Source organism: Pseudomonas sp. UBT, assembly GCF_050915955.1.
GTDB classification, from domain to species: domain Bacteria; phylum Pseudomonadota; class Gammaproteobacteria; order Pseudomonadales; family Pseudomonadaceae; genus Aquipseudomonas; species Aquipseudomonas antarctica_A.
The window spans coordinates 2,974,885-2,992,563 of record NZ_CP168079.1; the positions used below are offsets into that span (position 1 = coordinate 2,974,885).

At 60.9% G+C, this 17,679-nt stretch carries 12 protein-coding genes; 7 read left to right on the forward strand and 5 right to left on the reverse strand.

Translation table 11 applies throughout. The annotated features are described in order from the left end of the window. The first annotated feature begins 107 nt into the window (after positions 1 to 107). Together ACDZ94_RS13595 and uvrA are read left to right on the forward strand one after the other, a co-directional pair. Positions 108 to 1,820, forward strand: a complete 1,713-nt coding sequence (locus ACDZ94_RS13595; RefSeq protein ID WP_432750291.1) for an ATP-binding protein — start codon at positions 108 to 110, stop codon at positions 1,818 to 1,820. Beyond that, positions 1,817 to 4,336, forward strand: coding sequence for an excinuclease ABC subunit UvrA (gene uvrA / locus ACDZ94_RS13600; protein WP_432750292.1), 2,520 nt, complete (start codon positions 1,817 to 1,819; stop codon positions 4,334 to 4,336). Before ACDZ94_RS13595 ends, uvrA begins: the two co-directional genes overlap by 4 nt. A gap of 111 nt (positions 4,337 to 4,447) precedes the next feature. Here uvrA and tkt read toward each other — a convergent pair whose 3' ends face one another. Further along, positions 4,448 to 6,508 carry a transketolase gene (gene tkt / locus ACDZ94_RS13605; RefSeq protein ID WP_221294485.1) on the reverse strand — a complete coding sequence of 687 codons (2,061 nt, stop codon included), beginning with the start codon at positions 6,506 to 6,508 and terminating at the stop codon, positions 4,448 to 4,450. Between the two features lie 175 nt (positions 6,509 to 6,683). Between tkt and ACDZ94_RS13610 the strand changes: the two genes are divergently transcribed. Beyond that, positions 6,684 to 6,923, forward strand: coding sequence for a YdcH family protein (locus ACDZ94_RS13610; RefSeq protein ID WP_064451946.1), 240 nt, complete (start codon positions 6,684 to 6,686; stop codon positions 6,921 to 6,923). 124 nt (positions 6,924 to 7,047) lie between these two features. Here ACDZ94_RS13610 and hglS read toward each other — a convergent pair whose 3' ends face one another. Continuing rightward, on the reverse strand, positions 7,048 to 8,436 hold the full coding sequence (gene hglS, locus ACDZ94_RS13615; protein ID WP_432750293.1) for a 2-oxoadipate dioxygenase/decarboxylase HglS: 1,389 nt from the start codon (positions 8,434 to 8,436) through the stop codon (positions 7,048 to 7,050). Positions 8,437 to 8,723: 287 nt separating this feature from the next. On the opposite strand from hglS, the gene ACDZ94_RS13620 reads away from it, so the two are divergent. The 3 genes from ACDZ94_RS13620 to ACDZ94_RS13630 all read left to right on the forward strand — a co-directional run bounded on the left by ACDZ94_RS13620 (position 8,724) and on the right by ACDZ94_RS13630 (position 13,585). Beyond that, entirely contained in the window at positions 8,724 to 10,133 is a 1,410-nt protein-coding gene (locus ACDZ94_RS13620; RefSeq protein ID WP_064451948.1) for an OprD family outer membrane porin, read from the forward strand. Between the two features lie 145 nt (positions 10,134 to 10,278). Beyond that, positions 10,279 to 12,921 carry an MGH1-like glycoside hydrolase domain-containing protein gene (locus ACDZ94_RS13625; protein WP_064451949.1) on the forward strand — a complete coding sequence of 881 codons (2,643 nt, stop codon included), beginning with the start codon at positions 10,279 to 10,281 and terminating at the stop codon, positions 12,919 to 12,921. A gap of 43 nt (positions 12,922 to 12,964) precedes the next feature. Beyond that, positions 12,965 to 13,585, forward strand: coding sequence for a hypothetical protein (locus tag ACDZ94_RS13630; protein ID WP_432750294.1), 621 nt, complete (start codon positions 12,965 to 12,967; stop codon positions 13,583 to 13,585). Between the two features lie 81 nt (positions 13,586 to 13,666). Here ACDZ94_RS13630 and ACDZ94_RS13635 read toward each other — a convergent pair whose 3' ends face one another. Both ACDZ94_RS13635 and ACDZ94_RS13640 read right to left on the reverse strand, forming a co-directional pair. Further along, on the reverse strand, positions 13,667 to 13,981 hold the full coding sequence (locus ACDZ94_RS13635; RefSeq protein ID WP_003215671.1) for an SCP2 sterol-binding domain-containing protein: 315 nt from the start codon (positions 13,979 to 13,981) through the stop codon (positions 13,667 to 13,669). Positions 13,982 to 14,037: 56 nt separating this feature from the next. Next, a complete protein-coding gene (locus ACDZ94_RS13640; protein WP_064451951.1) occupies positions 14,038 to 14,748 on the reverse strand; it encodes a histidine phosphatase family protein in 711 nt (236 codons plus the stop codon). 194 nt (positions 14,749 to 14,942) lie between these two features. On the opposite strand from ACDZ94_RS13640, the gene sohB reads away from it, so the two are divergent. Further along, the gene (gene sohB, locus ACDZ94_RS13645) at positions 14,943 to 15,968 is read left to right on the forward strand and encodes a protease SohB (RefSeq protein ID WP_064451952.1); all 1,026 of its coding nucleotides are present in this window, start codon (positions 14,943 to 14,945) and stop codon (positions 15,966 to 15,968) included. A gap of 114 nt (positions 15,969 to 16,082) precedes the next feature. Here the strand turns inward: sohB and ACDZ94_RS13650 are convergent, their stop codons facing one another. Next, positions 16,083 to 17,618: an MFS transporter gene (locus ACDZ94_RS13650; protein ID WP_432750295.1), complete on the reverse strand. Its 1,536-nt coding sequence runs from the start codon at positions 17,616 to 17,618 to the stop codon at positions 16,083 to 16,085. Between the last annotated feature and the right edge of the window lie 61 nt (positions 17,619 to 17,679).

Consider the following 17,679-nt stretch of genomic DNA (forward strand, 5'->3'; position numbering starts at 1 on the left):
CATGGATAAGCTATATGGAATGAAACGATTTATTGCAGCCAGGCTCCAAGCTTTAATAAGCGGAGCTGCGCCACCTACCCACCGTTTTGTTCGCCAAGAGCCAACCGATGCATTTTTTATCCAACACCCATGGCTGCCAAGGCTGGGGCGGTGAAATGGCCCAGCGGATCCGTGCGTTCGACTGGTCATCAACCGAGTTGGGGCCGATTGACGCGTGGCCCTACAGCTTGAGCTGCGCCGTACAGATGCTGCTGGCATCGCCCATGCCCATGGTGATGCTCTGGGGGCCGTTGGGGTACATGATTTACAACGACAGTTATTCGGTGTTTGCCGGTGGCCGGCATCCATACCTGTTGGGCACACCCGTGGAGCTGGGCTGGCCGGAAGTCGCTGACTTCAACCGCAATGTGCTGGATACGTGCCTCGCGGGTGGCACCTTGTCGTACCGCAACTTTCCGTTGGAGTTGCTGCGTAACGGTATGCCGGAAGAAGTCTGGATGGATCTTTCCTACAGTCCCGTGGCCGATGATAATCAGCAACCGGCCGGGGTTCTGGTGATCGTTACCGAGACCACTGAGCACGTGAAGTCCGAACGGGTGCGTCAGGAACTGACCCACAACCTCGAACAACGCGTGGCCGCCGAAGTGCAGGCGCGTTCCGCCGCTGAAGACCAACTGCGTCAGTCGCAAAAGCTCGAAGCCATCGGCGGCCTGACCGGCGGCGTAGCCCATGACTTCAATAACCTGCTGCAAGTGATCGCCGGCAACCTGCACTTGCTGGCCCGGCATGAGCCGGACAATGCCCAGGTGCAGCGCCGTGTCTCAGCGGCCATCGCAGCGGTGGAGCGTGGGGCCAAATTGTCATCGCAGCTGCTGGCTTTTGCGCGTCGCCAACCGTTATCGCCGGCGGTGTACAACCCGCAACGCATCTATGCAGGGCTGGGTGAGCTGCTGCAACGGGCGCTGGGGGAAACCATTCATCTCGACGTGCAACTGCCTCAGGACTCCTGGTGCATCAATGTCGACCGCAACCAGCTGGAAAACGCGCTGCTCAACCTGGCAATCAATGCCCGGGATGCCATGCAAGGCGAGGGCGTGATTCGCATCAACGGCGAAAACATCATTCTTAACCCTGGCGATTGCATCGGTAAAAGTATCAAGCCGGGTGAATACGTGCGCCTGGCGGTGACCGACACGGGCGTCGGTATGACGCCGGAGGTGCTCAAGCGCGCCTTCGAGCCGTTCTTTACCACCAAGCGTGAAGGGCACGGCACCGGCCTGGGCCTGAGCATGGTGTTCGGCTTTGTGCGGCAAAGTGGCGGGCATGTGGAGGTGTGGAGCGAGGAGGGCAACGGTTCGGTGGTGCAGATGTATTTCCCCCGCAGCCTGGAACCGGAAAGCTTCGATGAGCACAGCGAGATGGCGCCCCACAGCGGTGGCCAGGAAACCATTCTGGTGGTTGAAGACAATGAGGGCGTGCGCCTGACCGTCGTCGAACTGCTGCAGCAATCGGGCTACACCGTACTCACGGCCGAGGACGGCGACCGAGCGATGCAAGCGTTGCAAGGCGGGGTGCAGCCGGACCTGATTTTTACCGACGTGGTGATGCCGGGTCGGGTCAAAAGCACCGACCTGGCCGACTGGGCGCGCGTGCAGCAGCCGCCTGTCGCGGTGCTGTTCACCTCCGGCCACACCCGCGACACTCTCTCCACCAATCACCTGTTAAGCCCCGACATTCATCTGCTGAGCAAACCCTATAGCCCCGAAGCGCTTACGCATAGGGTGCGCAGCGTGCTCACCGCAAGACAAGGCTGCTCATGACTTCACAGCGCAACACCCCCCCGATCACGGCCCAACACCTCGGGTTTGTCCGTGTGCGGGGTGCCCGCGAACATAACTTGCGTAACGTCGATGTGGACATTCCCCGGGATGCCCTGGTGGTATTCACCGGTGTCTCGGGTTCCGGCAAATCATCCCTCGCGTTTTCCACGGTGTATGCCGAAGCCCAGCGCCGCTATTTCGAATCGGTGGCGCCCTATGCGCGGCGCCTGATCGACCAGGTCGGCGTACCCGATGTGGACTCCATCGAAGGCCTGCCACCGGCCGTGGCCCTGCAACAGCAGCGCGGCACGCCCAGTGCGCGTTCTTCGGTGGGCAGCGTCACTACCTTGTCGAGCCTGATCCGCATGCTGTACTCCCGCGCCGGCAGCTACCCGCCGGGGCAGGCGATGCTGTATGCCGAGGACTTTTCGCCGAACCTGCCCCAAGGGGCCTGCCCGCAATGCCATGGTTTGGGCCGTGTGTATGAGGTGACCGAGGCGCTGATGGTGCCCGATCCTTCCTTGACCATTCGCCAGCGCGCGGTGGCGTCCTGGCCGTTGGCATGGCAAGGGCAGAACCTGCGCGACATCCTGGTGACCCTCGGCTATGACGTGGACATCCCCTGGCGCGACTTGCCGAAAAAGCAGCGTGACTGGATCCTATTCACCGAAGAAACCCCGACCGTACCGGTGTACGCAGGCTTCACCCCCGAACAGACCCGCGACGCGTTGAAACGCAAGTTGGAGCCGAGCTACCAGGGCACGTTCAGCGGCGCGCGGCGCTATATCCTGCACACCTTCACCCATACCCAAAGTGCGCTGATGAAAAAGCGCGTCTCGCAATTCATGCAGGGCAGCGCCTGCCCGGCGTGCGAGGGCAAGCGGTTGAACCAGGCGGCGCTGTCGGTGAAGTTTGCCGGGGTGGATATCGGAGCGTTGTCGCAGCTGTCATTGGCGCAACTGGCCGAGTTGTTGCGTCCGGTGGCGGCGGGGCAGGACACCCTGAAACTGTCGGTGGAAAAGCGCCTCGCCGCCCAGCGTATTGCCCAGGACCTGCTTGAGCGCGTCAGCACGCTCACCGAGTTGGGCCTGGGCTATTTGTCCCTGGAGCGCAGTACGCCGACGTTGTCCTCCGGGGAGCTGCAGCGCCTGCGCCTGGCGACGCAATTGGGCTCGCAATTGTTCGGGGTGATCTATGTACTGGATGAGCCGTCCGCGGGCCTGCATCCGGCGGATGGCGAGGCACTGTTCACCGCGCTTGATCGATTGAAAGCCGCAGGCAATTCATTGTTTGTGGTGGAGCATGACCTGGAAACCATGCGCCGCGCCGACTGGCTGATCGACGTGGGGCCTGCGGCCGGTGAGCACGGCGGGCAAATCCTCTACAGTGGGCCGCCAGCCGGTTTGGCGGATGTGCAGGCCTCGCAGACGCGCGAGTATTTGTTCGCTGAGCGACGCCCGTCGCCCCCGGCGCGACGTGAGCCCGCTGGCTGGCTGAAGCTCGAAGGCGTGACGCGCAATAACCTCAATGAGGTGCGCGTGGACTTTCCGCTGGGCTGCTTTACGGCGGTGACCGGTATCTCCGGCTCGGGTAAATCCAGCCTGGTCAGCCAGGCGCTGCTGGAACTGGTGGGTACCGGCCTGGGCCGCGTGGTGCAAAGCGACGAAGAGCCGAGCCTGGAAGACGACACCCCGCAAAGCAGTGGCGGGCGGATCAGCAGCGGGCTGGAGCACATCCGCCGTCTGGTGCAGGTGGACCAGAAACCCATCGGCCGCACGCCGCGCTCCAACCTTGCGACCTACACCGGGCTGTTCGACAACGTGCGCAAACTCTTCGCCGCCACACCCGCGGCCAGGAAGCGCCACTATGACGCCGGGCAGTTCTCCTTCAACGTCGCCAAGGGCCGCTGCCCCACTTGCGAAGGGGAAGGGTTTGTCAGCGTCGAGTTGTTGTTCATGCCCAGCGTGTACGCGCCATGCCCGACTTGCCATGGTGCGCGCTATAACCCCGAGACGTTGGCAGTCACCTGGCAAGGCCTGAGCATTGCCCAGGTGCTGGGGCTCACGGTGGAGCAGGCGGTGGAGGTGTTTGCCGAACAGCCCGGTGTGTTGCGTTCGTTGCAGGTGCTGCGGGATATCGGCTTGGGGTATTTGCGCCTGGGCCAGCCGGCCACCGAACTGTCCGGCGGCGAGGCGCAGCGGATCAAGCTCGCCACCGAACTGCAACGCAATGCGCGGGGCGCCACGTTGTATGTGTTGGATGAGCCGACGACCGGCTTGCACCCGCGGGATGTGGACCGCTTGCTCAGCCAGCTTAATCAGCTGGTGGACGCAGGGCATACGGTGGTTGTGGTGGAACACGAAATGCGCGTGGTGGCCCAGAGTGACTGGGTGATTGATATCGGGCCCGGGGCCGGGGATTTGGGCGGGAAGGTGGTGGCCTGTGGCACGCCGCAGACAGTCGCGAAAAGCAAGACCAGCCGGACCGCTCCGTTTCTGGCGCGAGAGCTGCCCTAAGCGTCAGCGCCAAACAAAGGTGGGAGCGGGCTTGCTTGCGAATCGCGAGTGTCAGTCTAAATAGCTATCGACTGATCCAGCGCATTCGCGAGCAAGCCCACTCCCACAGGATTACCCGTGTTCAGCCAGCTGTTGCTTGGCCAGCTTCACCACGTTTTCAAGCGTAAACCCAAACTTCTCCTGCAAGTTGGCCAGTGGCGCCGACGCGCCAAAGCTGTTCATCACCACTTTGGCGCCGGTCTGGCCGACATAGCGGTCCCAGCCCAACGGGCCTGCCTGTTCCACCACCACCCGCGCCTTGACCGCTGGCGGCAGCACGCTGTCGCGGTAAGCCGCGTCCTGCTCTTCAAACAGCTCCCAGCTCGGCATCGAGACCACCTGCGCGGCAACCCCTTCGGCTGTCAGTTGTTCATACGCCGCCACTGCGAGGCTGACTTCACTGCCCGTCGCCAACAGCAGCACTTCAGGCTTGTCCGCACCGGCCAACACGTAAGCCCCCTTGGCGGCACCCGATGCGGCCGCGTACTTCATACGATCCAGCGTCGGCAAAGCCTGACGTGACAACACCACGCAACTTGGCCGATGGGTTTGCGCCAGGGCGACTTTCCACAGTTCCAGGGTTTCGTTGGCATCGCCCGGGCGCAGGGTCAGCAGCCCCGGCGTGGCACGCAGTTGAGTCAGGTGTTCGATCGGTTGGTGGGTCGGCCCATCTTCGCCCACACCAATCGAGTCATGGGTAAACACGAACACCACCGGCAATTCCATGATCGCCGCCAGGCGGATCGGCGGCTTCATGTAGTCGCTGAATACCAGGAACGTCGAGGTATACGGGCGCAGGTAGGACAGCGCCATGCCATTGGCGATTGCGCCCATGGCGTGCTCGCGGATGCCAAAGTGCAGGTTGCGCCCGCTGTAGTCGTCAGCACTGAAACGCCCGGCCCCGTCGAAGGTGAGGTTGGTCTTGGTCGACGGTGACAGATCCGCCGAGCCGCCGAGCAGCCAGGGGATTTGCTGGGCGAAGGCATTGAGCACCTCACCACCGGCGGCACGGCTGGCCACGCCTTTGGCGTCGGCGTTGAAGGTGGGCAACTCATCCTGCCAATGCTCCGGCATTTCGCCGGCGCGCATGCGGCTCAGTTCGTCCGCCAGTTCAGGCTCGTACTGTGCCAACTGCGCCAAGTGCCGGTTCCATTCTTCATACAGCGGCTCGCTACGCTCCAGCAGTACATCACGCAGCACCGTGCGGGCTTCATCGGGCACCAGGAAGCTGGAATCCTGCGGCCAGCCGTAAGCGGCTTTGGTCAGGCGGATTTCTTCAACGCCCAGGGGTTCGCCGTGGGCGGCGGCGGTGTTGTGTTTGTGGGGCGAGCCGTAGCCGATCACGCTGTCGACCACAATCAGGGTCGGCGCGCCGGTGTTGGTCTTGAAGGTTTCCAGCGCTGCGCTCAAGGCCTGCAGGTCATTGGCATCGGTGACGTGCACGGTGTGCCAGCCATAGGCCTGAAAACGCTTGGCCACGTCTTCACTGAACGCCAGTTCGGTGTGGCCCTCGATACTGATGGTGTTGTTGTCGTAGATCCAGCAGAGGTTATCCAGCTTCAAATGCCCGGCCATGGACGCCGCTTCGCTGCTGATGCCCTCCATCATGTCGCCGTCACCGCACAGGGTGTAGACGTTGTAATCGAACAGCACTTTGCCGTCGCGGTTGAAACGCTTGCCCAGCCAACGCTCGGCCATGGCCATGCCGACGCTGTTGGCGCAACCCTGGCCCAGCGGGCCGGTGGTGGTTTCTACGCCGGTGGTCATGCGGTACTCGGGGTGGCCCGGGGTCTTGGAACCCATCTGCCGGAACTGCTTGATATCGTCCAGGCTGATCGCCGGCTGGCCCGAGCGTTTGCCGTGGGCATCAATCTCGACCACACCGGCCAGGTGCAGCAGCGAATACAACAGCATCGACGCATGCCCCACCGACAACACAAAACGATCACGGTTGGGCCAATCTGGATGGTGCGGGTGATAGCGCAGGAACCGGCTCCACAGCGTGTACCCCACCGGCGCCAGGCCCATGGGCGTGCCGGGGTGGCCGGAGTTGGCCTTCTGCACGGCGTCCATGGCCAGGGTGCGAATCGTGTTGATGCATTGGGTGTCGACAGCAGTGGCAGCATGAGTCATGAAACCGTTCTCCCTCAGGTGGCGATCTACAGTGGAGGGCAGGGGGCGGCAAAGGTTTGATCCCATCGGTCGCGCTGCGACGAACGGGGCTGCATTGACCCAAGACATGACAAGACCCCTTGGAATGGGCTAGCTTCAAGAGCGTAGGCCATTGATCAACTTGCGGAGGTACTCCATGCCAGTGAAACACGACCTGTATCAGGATTTGGGTTTGAGCAAGGAAGTCGTTCACGAACGCAGGAGGAGCGATGACCGCTTGAATTCGCTGCTCGAACAATACGATGCCGCCGACAAGGAGGTAGTCGTTTTCGAATCGTCAGGCGGAGCGGATGACGAACTGGAGAAGTTGAAGAAGAAACGGCTGTCGGTCAAAGACAAGATTGTGCTGCAACTCGCTCCTACAACGGGGCGGTAATATTTGTTCAGAATTGTCTGAGGGACAGGCGGCGTTTCACTGATTATGATGCCCGCCGTCCACCCGGCTCTGGGGACTGTTGCGGCGCAAGGATTGCGCTGCTGAGCCGGGTGGGCAACCTGTTTCACACCCGCCTCATACCCGCCAGCGCTTGAATGCATTCATCCATCGAGCGTTGCTGCGTCTCGCCATACAGCCTCAATTCATCAATCGTCTGGCGGCCCAGCGCCGTCTCGAACTCGGCCTGATTTGATGTGGCCGCATAGTGACTTTGCGCGGCATCGCCCAGGTTTGACTGGAAGATCCCCGCTGCACTCACCGGCAGAAAGTCTTCATACACCAACGGCTCCACATCCACGTGCCCGGCAGCAATCAACGCCTCCAGCGTTTGCGGTTGATCGGCCTGGCCCCGTGCCGCCAAGCCTCGCTCCGTGGCGAAGTAGCGAAAGTACGCGAGGCCCTGTTCACGCATCTGCGCGTGGTTATCGGGGAAGGCCTGGAAGTGTTGCTCCATCAACGCCACATAACGTGCCGCGTTACCCTCATTCGGGAATGCGCCCAGTTCGTCGCGCGCCGCGTTCAGCAGTTGGTCGTACAGGGCGCGGCCTTTGGGCGTCAGCGCCACACCGCGCTGTTCAATTTCGCCGAAACGAGCACTGTGGCTGCCTTGGGCGTCGGTGAAGGCGATGGGCTCGTCGAGGGCCTTGAAGCTGGTCTGGCGCAGCAGGATCGGACACTCGCGGCGTGGCGGACCTTCGATCACCGCTTTGGGGGTAATGCCTTTGCCCGGCATGGCGGCCTGCACCTGGTCGATGTCCAGGGTGCGCGGTGTCAGGTGGTTGATGTGTGGGCCTTTGAACGCCACCACGTCGGCGACCAGGCGGTGTTGGTCGCTCAACTGCTGGTACTGCGCGCCGGTGACGGTGGCGGTGTGGTGCCAGCGAAAGGTTTCCAGGGCCTGGTGGATAAATGCATCGGCATCAGACGCACTCAGGCCGCCGTCCCGTTCTGCTTGTTCGACCAACGCCAGCGCGCCGGGGGTGAAGATCGAGCGCTTGGCCAGGGCGTTTTCGGCGAAGGCGCGCAGTTCAAGGTTTTCGATCAGTTCCAGGCGTAACAGTGAGGTAAACACCCGGAACGGGCTGGCCTGCAATGAACGTTCATGCACCGCGCGAAAGGCGGTGGAGTGCACGGGCACGCCGGCCGGCGTCAGGTCGTAATAGCCCACCGGTTGCATGCCCATCACCGCAAACAGGCGGCTGATGGTTGCCAGCTCAAGGGCGGTGCCCAGGCGGATGGCGCCGTGACGTTCCATGTCCAGGCGCTCTATTTCGCCAGTGCGCCGCAACTGCCGGGCCAGGCTTGAATCACTGCCCAGCACCCGCGCATTGGTCTCGGCTACCAGCTCCATCAGCGCGCCATACAGTGGAACTTCATCTCGGTACATGTCGGACATGGCCCTGGAAAAGTCTTTGCGTATCTCGTCGGGGCTGACATAGGCGGCGCTTGGCATAGAAAAATTCCTGAACACTGTAAAGGAGGCTTGGCATTTCTCTGGATTTTGTTGGGCTGGCGCTAGGCTTGCAAACGAAGAATCCTCAGGACTTCATTCTGCAAATGACTGATATGACGCGAATATGACAAAAACTGACGTTTGAAAAATTTCATTTTTCAGCGGCTTTTCTAACAAATTCTTCACGAGGCGCGCCCCGGTCCTCATGAAACAATCGTCACGTTTGTAGGGATGAAAACGCCGTTTGCACACAACGCACATAAAAAAATGTTTAGGGGCTGCCACACATGAAAATTTCTACACTGGCGTTATCCATCACCGCTGCATTGCTCGCGCAACAAGCTTGCGCGGATGATTTCGGGCTCGGCGCTCTGGGCACTGGCACGGGGCACAGTGGCTTTCTTGAAGACAGCCACGCGGCGGTCAGTTCGCGGACGATGTACTACAGTGCGGACAACCGCTCGGGCACCAGCAACGATCTGCGCGAAGCTGCGACATTGCTGCGGTTCGACTACAAATCCGGCTACACCCAAGGCACCCTTGGCGTCGGTTTCGACGTGATGGCGTTCGGTGCCCTGCGCCTGGACGGTGGCGATGGCCACGCCGCAGGCCCAGGCCTGTCGGGTAACGGCAACAGCTTCTTCCCGACCAAAAACAACGGCACCGAGCCTGCCGACAGTTTCGGCCGCGCTGCGGGTAACGTGAAATTCCGCATTTCCCAGACCGAGTTGCACGTCGGCGGTGCTTTGGCCCCGGTGTTGCCTATCCTGGTCTCCAACGACAGCCGTGTTGCGCCGCAGACCTTTGACGGCGGCATCCTCACGTCCAGTGACATTCCTAACGTGACCTTTACCGGTGGTGAGCTGAACAAGGCCGAAGGCCGTGCTTCCAGCAACTCCACAGGCTTGAGCGTCGCTGGCGGTACCCGCGACAGCGACAGCTTCAAGTTCGGCGGTGTGGACTACAAACCGTTCGGTTCGTCCGACAACGCCATCGCTAAAAACCTGACGTTGCAGTACTACTACGCCGACCTGCAGGACTTCTACAAACAGAACTACTTCGGCCTGGTTCACCTACTGCCGCTGGGCAACGACCAGTCGTTCAAGACTGACCTGCGTTACTTCGACAGCACCAGCGATGGCAAAAACGGTGAGGCTGGCTACCAGTTCAACAACAACGGTGGCTACGCCAAGCACGCTGGCGAAGTGGATAACAAAACCTACAGCGCCGCGTTCACCTACCAGTTGGGCGGCAGCAGCCTGATGCTTGGCCACATCGGTGTCAGCGATGACGGCGGCTTCGTCTGGGTCAACCAGGGCAGCATCGCCGATCCAAACGCACAAGGCGCGGGCGGCAGCGACTTCTACCTGTTTACCGATGCCGTGGTGGGCCAGTTCTCCCGCGCGGGCGAGCAGGTCAATTTTGGTCAGTACTCGTATGACTTCAAGGCGTTCGTACCTGGCCTGAAAGCGTCCGTGGCTTATCTGGACGGCACGGGCATCAAGTCCAAAGTCGCCGGCGGTCCTGACCAGAAAGAAAACGAAACCGACTTCCGCCTGGATTACGTCGTGCAGCAAGGCCCGCTCAAAGGCTTTGGTACCACCTTCCGTACCGGTACCTACAAGGGGCATAACACCGGTACTGCGGATCAGGACCAAACCCGTCTGATCTTCAACTATACCTACGCGATCTTCTAAGAACGCGCGTGCTTTTGCAGAACCAAAAAAACCGAGGCCGCCTAATCAGCGGCCTCTTTTTTTGCGCGGGCGGATGAGACTTCATGTGCATCCGCGCATGGATGGGTTCTACACTGCCCCCACTGTGTCAGTGATGGAGGACCCGATGACGGCCACGCCTGCAACCAACATCCGCGCAACGATTGAAGGCCAGCGCCTGGCAACCCAAGAGCCCGAGCGTTGGCGCGACTGGGGCCCTTACTTGAGTGAACGCCAATGGGGCACGGTGCGCGAAGACTACAGCGCCGACGGTGATGCCTGGACCTACTTTCCCCATGAACATGCCCGCAGCCGCGCCTACCGTTGGGGCGAAGACGGCTTGGCCGGTTTCAGCGACAAGGCACAACGCTGGTGCCTGGGCCTGGCGCTTTGGAACGGGCGCGACACGATCATCAAGGAGCGTCTGTTCGGCTTGAATAACGCCGAGGGCAACCACGGTGAAGACGTCAAGGAACTGTACTTTTTCGTCGACGGCGTACCGAGCCATGCCTATATGCGCATGCTCTACAAATACCCGCATGCCGCCTTTCCTTATGCTGACCTGATCGCCGAGAACGCCCGCCGTGGGCTTGAAGATGCCGAGTATGAAATTCTCGACACCGGCGTGTTTGAAGACAACCGCTATTGCGATATCAGCGTCGAATACGCCAAGCATCATCCCGACGATATTTTCATGCGGGTCACCGTGCATAATCGTTCGGACCAGCCGACGCAGCTGCAGGTGCTGCCCCAGTTGTGGGCGCGCAATGACTGGAGCTGGACCTTTGACGCGCCCAAGCCGCAATTGCGGCTGGATGGCGAGCAGGTGCTGGCCCTTCATCATGAACTGCCTGATCGCCATTTCAGCGCCTGGGGGCAGGACGGGCTCGAGTGGGTGTTCTGCGAAAACGAGAGCAATATTCCCCGGTTGGATGGGCAGCCGGCGCCTGGGCCGTTCAAGGATGGCATCAATGATTACGTGGTGGACGGCGTTCAGTCGGCGATTCGCCGCGACGCGGGCACCAAAGTCGCGGCGCGTTTCACCCTTGAACTGGCGGGCCTGGAGAGCAAAACCCTGTACCTGCGGTTTGCGCCTACGGATGCACCCGAGGTCAACGCGCGCAAGCTGTTTGAGCTTCGCCGTCAGGAGGCTGACGACTTCTATGCCGCCCTGCAACAGGGGATCACCAATGAAGATGCGCGCAACGTGCAGCGCCAGGCACTGGCCGGTTTGCTGTGGTCCAAACAGCTTTACTATTTTGACGTAAACCAGTGGCTCGACGGCGACCCGGCCCAACCGGCGCCACCGCCCGAGCGCTTGCATATCCGCAATACCCATTGGCGGCACCTGTCCAACTTCGACATTCTCACCATGCCTGACACCTGGGAATACCCGTGGTACGCCTCCTGGGACCAGGGCTTCCAGGCGGTAGCGATTGCGCTGATTGATCCGGAGTATGCCAAGCAACAGTTATTGCTGTTGGTGAAAGACCGCTTTATGCACCCCAATGGCCAACTGCCGGCGTATGAATGGCGTTTCGACGACGCCAACCCGCCGGTGCATGCCTGGGCCAGTTGGCGGGTGTATCAGCAGGACAAGGCGCTGACCGGGGTCGGCGACATGGATTTCCTTGAGCGCATTTTCCACAAGTTGCTGCTGAATTTTTCCTGGTGGGTCAACCGCAAGGACGCCGAGGGCCGCAACCTGTTCCAGGGCGGGTTCCTGGGCCTGGACAACATTGCCTTGTTCGACCGCTCCGCGGCATTGCCACCGGGCTACCAGCTGGATCAGGCCGACGGCACGGCGTGGGTGGCCGCCTATGCGCTGGACCTGATGCGTATTGGCCTGGAGCTGGCCAAGCGCAATGTGGTCTACGTCGATATCGCCGTGAAGTTTTTCGAGCACTTCCTGTATATCGCCGGTGCGATCAACCGCGTCGACGACAGCGCCGAGGGCCTATGGGATGAGCACGACCAATTCTTCTACGACGTGCTGCACCGCCCCGACGGCCAGAACGAGCCGGTGCGCCTGCGTTCCATCGTCGGCCTGATGCCGTTGTTCGCGGTGCTGGTGCTGGAGCAGCGCGAACATGAAGGCCTTGAGGGGTTGCGTGAACGGTTGCTGGGGTTCATGAAGCACCGGCCGGATTTGGCGAAGCTGGTGTCGCGCTGGAACGAACCGGGGCAGGGCAATCGCCTGCTGCTGGCGTTGTTGCGCGGCGAGCGCACCAAGGATTTGCTGCGGCGCATGCTCGATGACACTGAGTTTCTGTCGGCCTTTGGCGTGCGCTCCTTGTCCAAGGCCTTTGCCGAGCAGCCGCTGGCGCTGAAGATGAATGGCGACACGTTGTGCGCGCGCTATCAGCCCGGCGAATCCGACTCACGCTTGTATGGCGGCAACTCCAATTGGCGTGGGCCACTGTGGATGCCGGTGAATTACATGCTGATCGAATCGTTGCGCGAATTTCACCGCTACTACGCGGACAATTTCTCTGTGGAGTACCCGTCTGGGAGTGGTTATCTGGCGTCCCTGGAGGAAGTGGCTGACGGCCTCAGTCAACGCCTGACTCGGTTGTTTTTAAGGGATGAGGAGGGGCTGCGGCCGTCGATGGCGGGGTATGCGCAGCTGGAGGCGGACCCGGCCAGCCGTGACCTGGTGTTGTTCCATGAGTATTTCCATGGTGAAACCGGGCGTGGGTTGGGGGCTTCGCATCAGACGGGGTGGAGCGCGTTGGTCGCGTTGTTGTTGCATGTTCCGGTCAAGGCCTGAATCAGGTAGATTCGCCGGCCCAGCCCTTACAAGGATGTAAATCATGGTTACCGCTTTAAGCCCGGCCAACCTGTTGCGCGCACTGCTGGTGAGCGCCGGCGTATTCGTCGCAGGCCTGTCTGTTGGCAGCGCCAGTGCGCAGGATTTGCGAGCAATGTGCCTGGCGTGCAGTGACGGCTTTACTGCCGATGCGACGAAATGGGTCAAAAACGGCATGTACCGTCTTGACGCCGTGACGCTTACGGATGACGAGAGGGAGATGGGCGTAGAAGCTGATGAGAAACGCAAGATGACCCGGATCAAACCGTTGGTGCTGGGCGCCGATGAAAATGATGCGTTGGTCCAGGCAAGCGTCAACGCTATCGGCGCGATGGGAAACTCTGGGCGCGATGACATTTTGCTGCAAACGCAGTGGCCCAACCTGACCCGTCGAGCGCGTTACGCGTACAGTCTTTTTACGGCTGAAGATCAACCCGCAGATTTCTATAAAGTCTATGTGCGGGTTGGTCGAAACCAATATGTGGTTGTGATTGGCCGGGACGTGGAGACCGGCGAGTTCGCGATGAGGCCGGGCAAGTGGCGACTCATCAACGAATATGGCAACCCGGGTTCGCCAGAGGATCTGGAGCAGTTTAAAAAAGTCGAGGCCAGCGCTGGGCGTTGATAACCCGCCTTGAGCCAGAAACGAAAAATCCCGCCATTGGCGGGATTTTTCATGTTGAGGCGTGTTTTGCGAACGGCGTTATCAGGCCGGGAACAGTTCGCTCAGCTTCATGGCCAGCATCATGTCGCCTTCGGTGCGCAGTTTGCCGCCCATGAAAGCCTGCATGCCGTCGGTGGAACCGTCAACGATGCCTTTCATGGTTTCGCCGTCCATGACCAGTGTCACCTGGGCGTCCGGGTTTTCGCCTTCCAGCAGTTCGCAGGTGTTGTTCTTGACCACCAGCGAGAAGTTCTGGGTGTCGTCGATACGGAAACCGAACACCAGGTCCAGGCCGTCGGCAGCGGCTGGGTTGAATTTGGCTTTCATTGCTTCTACAGCTTTGGCTACGTCAGTCATGGTTTCGATCCTTTATGGGTGAGTCCAGTGACCTAGGGGTCACGGTTGGCCGCAATTCATCGGAAAGTGATGAGCTGCGGCGCCTTCAACAGTTGCAAGTGGGTATGACTGTTGAAGGAAGCCAGTGCCACCTCGCGACCACGGAATTTCAGCTGGTTGAGCGAGGTGTTAACAATTTGCCAGTTCAATTCGAAAGCCTGGGCAGCAGGCATTCGGGTAATCAGGTGGAGCAGGGCAGTGATGGTTCCGCCGGAGGTAAACACGGCGATCTTGTGCGCGTTATCGGCCGCTTCAAGAATGCGTTGCAGGCCACCTTGTACACGTTCGACAAACCCCAGCCAGCTCTCCAGCCCGGGCGGATCATAGGTGCCGGCCAGCCAGCGCTCGATGATCAGCGCGAAGATGCGTTGGAATTCGCTGCGGTTCTGCGCACCATTGCGCAGTACATCTACAGCGTGGGGTTCGCTGGCGAGCAAGTCAGGGAGCAGGGCGCGGATGATCGCTTCGCCGTCGAATTCGTTGAAGGCCGTGTCGATTTCCAGCGCTGGTATTGGCTGGCCGAGGGCGCTGTATTGTTCGAATGCGGCAGTGGCGGTGTGTTGCTGACGACGCAGGTCACCCGAGACACAGCGGTCAAACGTAATGCCCAGGTCCGCCAGGTGGCGACCGAGCACTTGCGCTTGTTCCACGCCGACGGGCGACAGGACGTCATAGTCGTCTGCACCGAAGGAGGCCTGGCCATGTCGAATCAGATAAATGCTGCCCACGTCCGTTTTCCCGGTACGTTGAAAGTCTGGCGAGGTTATGAGGATGCCTGCGAGCTGTCAATGAAAAAACATACGCTTGTTTTAAAAGCGCGTTAGAGGGCCGCTGCTGGCGGTTTGAGCACTGGTCCGAAGGCAGTGCCATCGGTATGCTGAGACCATCCGCGCCTGGCGCACTGCAACTTGTAAGGAGTCACATGGATTTTCTGGCCGAATACGCGAGTTTTCTGGCGAAGACCGTCACCTTGGTGGTCGCTATTCTGGTGGTACTGATCAGCTTCGCGGCGTTGCGCAGCAAGGGCCGTCGCAAATCCGCCGGCCAATTGCAGGTCAGCAAGCTCAATGACTTCTATAAAGGCCTGCGTGAGCGCCTGGAATCGAGCCTGCTCGACAAGGACCAGCTCAAGGCCTTGCGCAAGTCCGAAAGCAAAACCGAAAAGAAGAAAGGCAAGAAGAAACCCGAGGCCAAGCCACGGGTGTTCGTGCTGGATTTTGACGGCGACATCAAGGCTTCGGCCACCGAGAGCCTGCGCCATGAAATCACCGCGCTGCTGAGCCTCGCCACGCCGAAGGACGAAGTGGTGCTGCGCCTCGAAAGCGGCGGCGGCATGGTGCACAGCTATGGCTTGGCCTCTTCGCAACTGGCGCGTATTCGTCAGGCCGGCGTGCCGTTGACCGTGTGCATCGACAAGGTCGCGGCCAGCGGCGGCTACATGATGGCGTGCATTGGCGAGAAGATCATCAGCGCGCCGTTCGCCATCCTCGGCTCCATTGGCGTGGTGGCGCAGTTGCCTAACGTGAACCGCCTGCTGAAAAAACACGACATCGATTTTGAAGTGCTGACCGCCGGTGAATACAAACGCACCCTCACCGTGTTTGGCGAAAACACCGAGAAGGGTCGCGAGAAATTCCAGGAAGACCTGGACATCACTCATCAATTGTTCAAGAACTTCGTGTCGCGCTATCGCCCACAGTTGGCAATCGACGAAGTGGCGACCGGTGAAGTGTGGCTGGGTGTTGCCGCCCTCGACAAACAACTGGTCGACGAGCTGCAAACCAGTGACGAATACCTGGCCACCAAGGCCAAGACCGCCGAGGTGTTCCACCTGCATTATGCCGAGCGTAAAAGCCTGCAAGAGCGGGTAGGCCTGGCGGCCAGCGGCTCGGTAGACCGTGTGCTGTTGACCTGGTGGAGCCGGTTGACCCAGCAGCGCTTCTGGTAAGTCCAGAAGGTAGCCGATCCCAATGTGGGAGCGGGCTTGCCCGCGATAGCGATGTCCCAGTCGATACATCTACCGACTGACCCGCCGCCATCGCGGGCAAGCCCGCTCCCACATTTAGTTCTGAGTCAGTCTGGAAGACTGTTGTTGTACTGAGGGAATTGGTTTTCGCATCAACATCCCCACCACCAACGCCCCCAGCAGCCCCAACAATCCCGCCACCCATAACACCGTGCTGAACCCGCCCACAAATGCCTGCCGCGCCAGCGGTTGCACTTGCGCCCGTGCGGGCTCCGGCAACAAGCCCATCGCCGCCGGCATATCCCCGGCCACTACCCGCGAGGCTATACCCGCCACCTGGTCCTGCCATTGCGTGTCGATACTCGCGCGCAGCAACTGCTCACTGTGGCTGCTCAGCAATGCCCCATACACACCAATGGCCAACAGGATCGCGCTGAAGCGCATGGTGGTGCTCATGCCCGACGCCATCCCCGCCCGGTCGCGTGGCACGCAGGCCATGATGTTTTTCTGCGTGTCGCCATTGAGCAGGCCGGCCCCGGCGCCCGTGACGGCAATCGCCAGCGCGAAGGGCAGGTAGCCGCCGACATTGACCGCCCAGGCGCTCAACACGTTGCCGCAGCCGACCAGGGTCAAACCCGTGGCCATCATTGTCGCTGGCGCAAAGCGCACCGCCAGGCGTGCACCGATGCGTGGGCAGATCAGCATGGTCAGGGCAAACGGCAACATGCCCAGGCCCGAAGCAATGGCCGAGAAGCCCAGGCCGTTCTGCAAGTAGAACGGCAGCAACGTCATCATCACCTGGGCGCAGCCGGCATAGGCAAACATCCCGAGCAGGGCGCCGATAAACCGTGGGTGGCGGAACAGTTGCAGGTCCACCATGGGCCGTTGTTGCGCGCGCTCGACCCGTACAAACACACCCAGCAACACAGCCCCGCCGATCAGGCGCGCAGAGGTCAACGGACTGTCCCAACCGATGCGATTGGCCTCGATCAGCCCCCAGATCAGGCACAACAGGCTGGCACTGAATGCCAGGCTGCCCCATGGATCCAGGCGTGCTGACTGAGTGTCGCGGGACTCTGGAATCGCACGCAGCACCAGCGCCATCAACCCCAGGCCCACGGGCAGGTTGAGGTAGAAAATCCAGCGCCAGCCCAGGTATTGGGTAATCAGGCCGCCCAACGTTGGCGCGGCGGTCATCGCCACGCCCATGCATGCGCCCCAGAACGCCCAGGCTTTGGCGCGTTCCACTTCATCGTGAAAGGTATGGCCGATGGAGGCCAGGGCCGACGTCAGCAGCAAAGCTGCGCCGACGCCTTTGACGGCGCGGGCAATGTCCAGAAACATGGCATTCGGCGCTGCGCCACACCCCATGGACGCCAGGATGAAAAGGCTCAAGCCCCAGACCAGGGTCTTCTTGCGCCCAAAACGGTCGGCGATGCTGCCGGCCGGTAACAGCAGTGCGGCGAACGCGAGCATATAGGCGCTGACCACCCACTCGATATCGGCGAAGTTGGCGCCCAGGTCGCGGGCAATGCTCGGCAGCGTCACGGCGACGATATTGGTGTCGAGCACGATCAGCGAACAAACGCCGGAGGCGGTCAGCAACCTCAAGCGCGGACTGACCTGGCTCATGGCTGAATTACCTTACGGGCAATATGGAAAAGGCAGTTGACGTACATCGCAAGGGCTCTCT

What these genes read in the sequence shown, in the direction of transcription:
- ACDZ94_RS13595 (WP_432750291.1), top strand. Translation starts at nt 108, where the DNA reads ATGCATTTTTTATCCAACACCCATGGCTGCCAAGGCTGGGGCGGTGAA.
- uvrA (WP_432750292.1), top strand. Translation starts at nt 1,817, where the DNA reads ATGACTTCACAGCGCAACACCCCCCCGATCACGGCCCAACACCTCGGG.
- tkt (WP_221294485.1), bottom strand. Translation starts at nt 6,508, where the DNA reads ATGACTCATGCTGCCACTGCTGTCGACACCCAATGCATCAACACGATT.
- ACDZ94_RS13610 (WP_064451946.1), top strand. Translation starts at nt 6,684, where the DNA reads ATGCCAGTGAAACACGACCTGTATCAGGATTTGGGTTTGAGCAAGGAA.
- hglS (WP_432750293.1), bottom strand. Translation starts at nt 8,436, where the DNA reads ATGCCAAGCGCCGCCTATGTCAGCCCCGACGAGATACGCAAAGACTTT.
- ACDZ94_RS13620 (WP_064451948.1), top strand. Translation starts at nt 8,724, where the DNA reads ATGAAAATTTCTACACTGGCGTTATCCATCACCGCTGCATTGCTCGCG.
- ACDZ94_RS13625 (WP_064451949.1), top strand. Translation starts at nt 10,279, where the DNA reads ATGACGGCCACGCCTGCAACCAACATCCGCGCAACGATTGAAGGCCAG.
- ACDZ94_RS13630 (WP_432750294.1), top strand. Translation starts at nt 12,965, where the DNA reads ATGGTTACCGCTTTAAGCCCGGCCAACCTGTTGCGCGCACTGCTGGTG.
- ACDZ94_RS13635 (WP_003215671.1), bottom strand. Translation starts at nt 13,981, where the DNA reads ATGACTGACGTAGCCAAAGCTGTAGAAGCAATGAAAGCCAAATTCAAC.
- sohB (WP_064451952.1), top strand. Translation starts at nt 14,943, where the DNA reads ATGGATTTTCTGGCCGAATACGCGAGTTTTCTGGCGAAGACCGTCACC.
- ACDZ94_RS13650 (WP_432750295.1), bottom strand. Translation starts at nt 17,618, where the DNA reads ATGAGCCAGGTCAGTCCGCGCTTGAGGTTGCTGACCGCCTCCGGCGTT.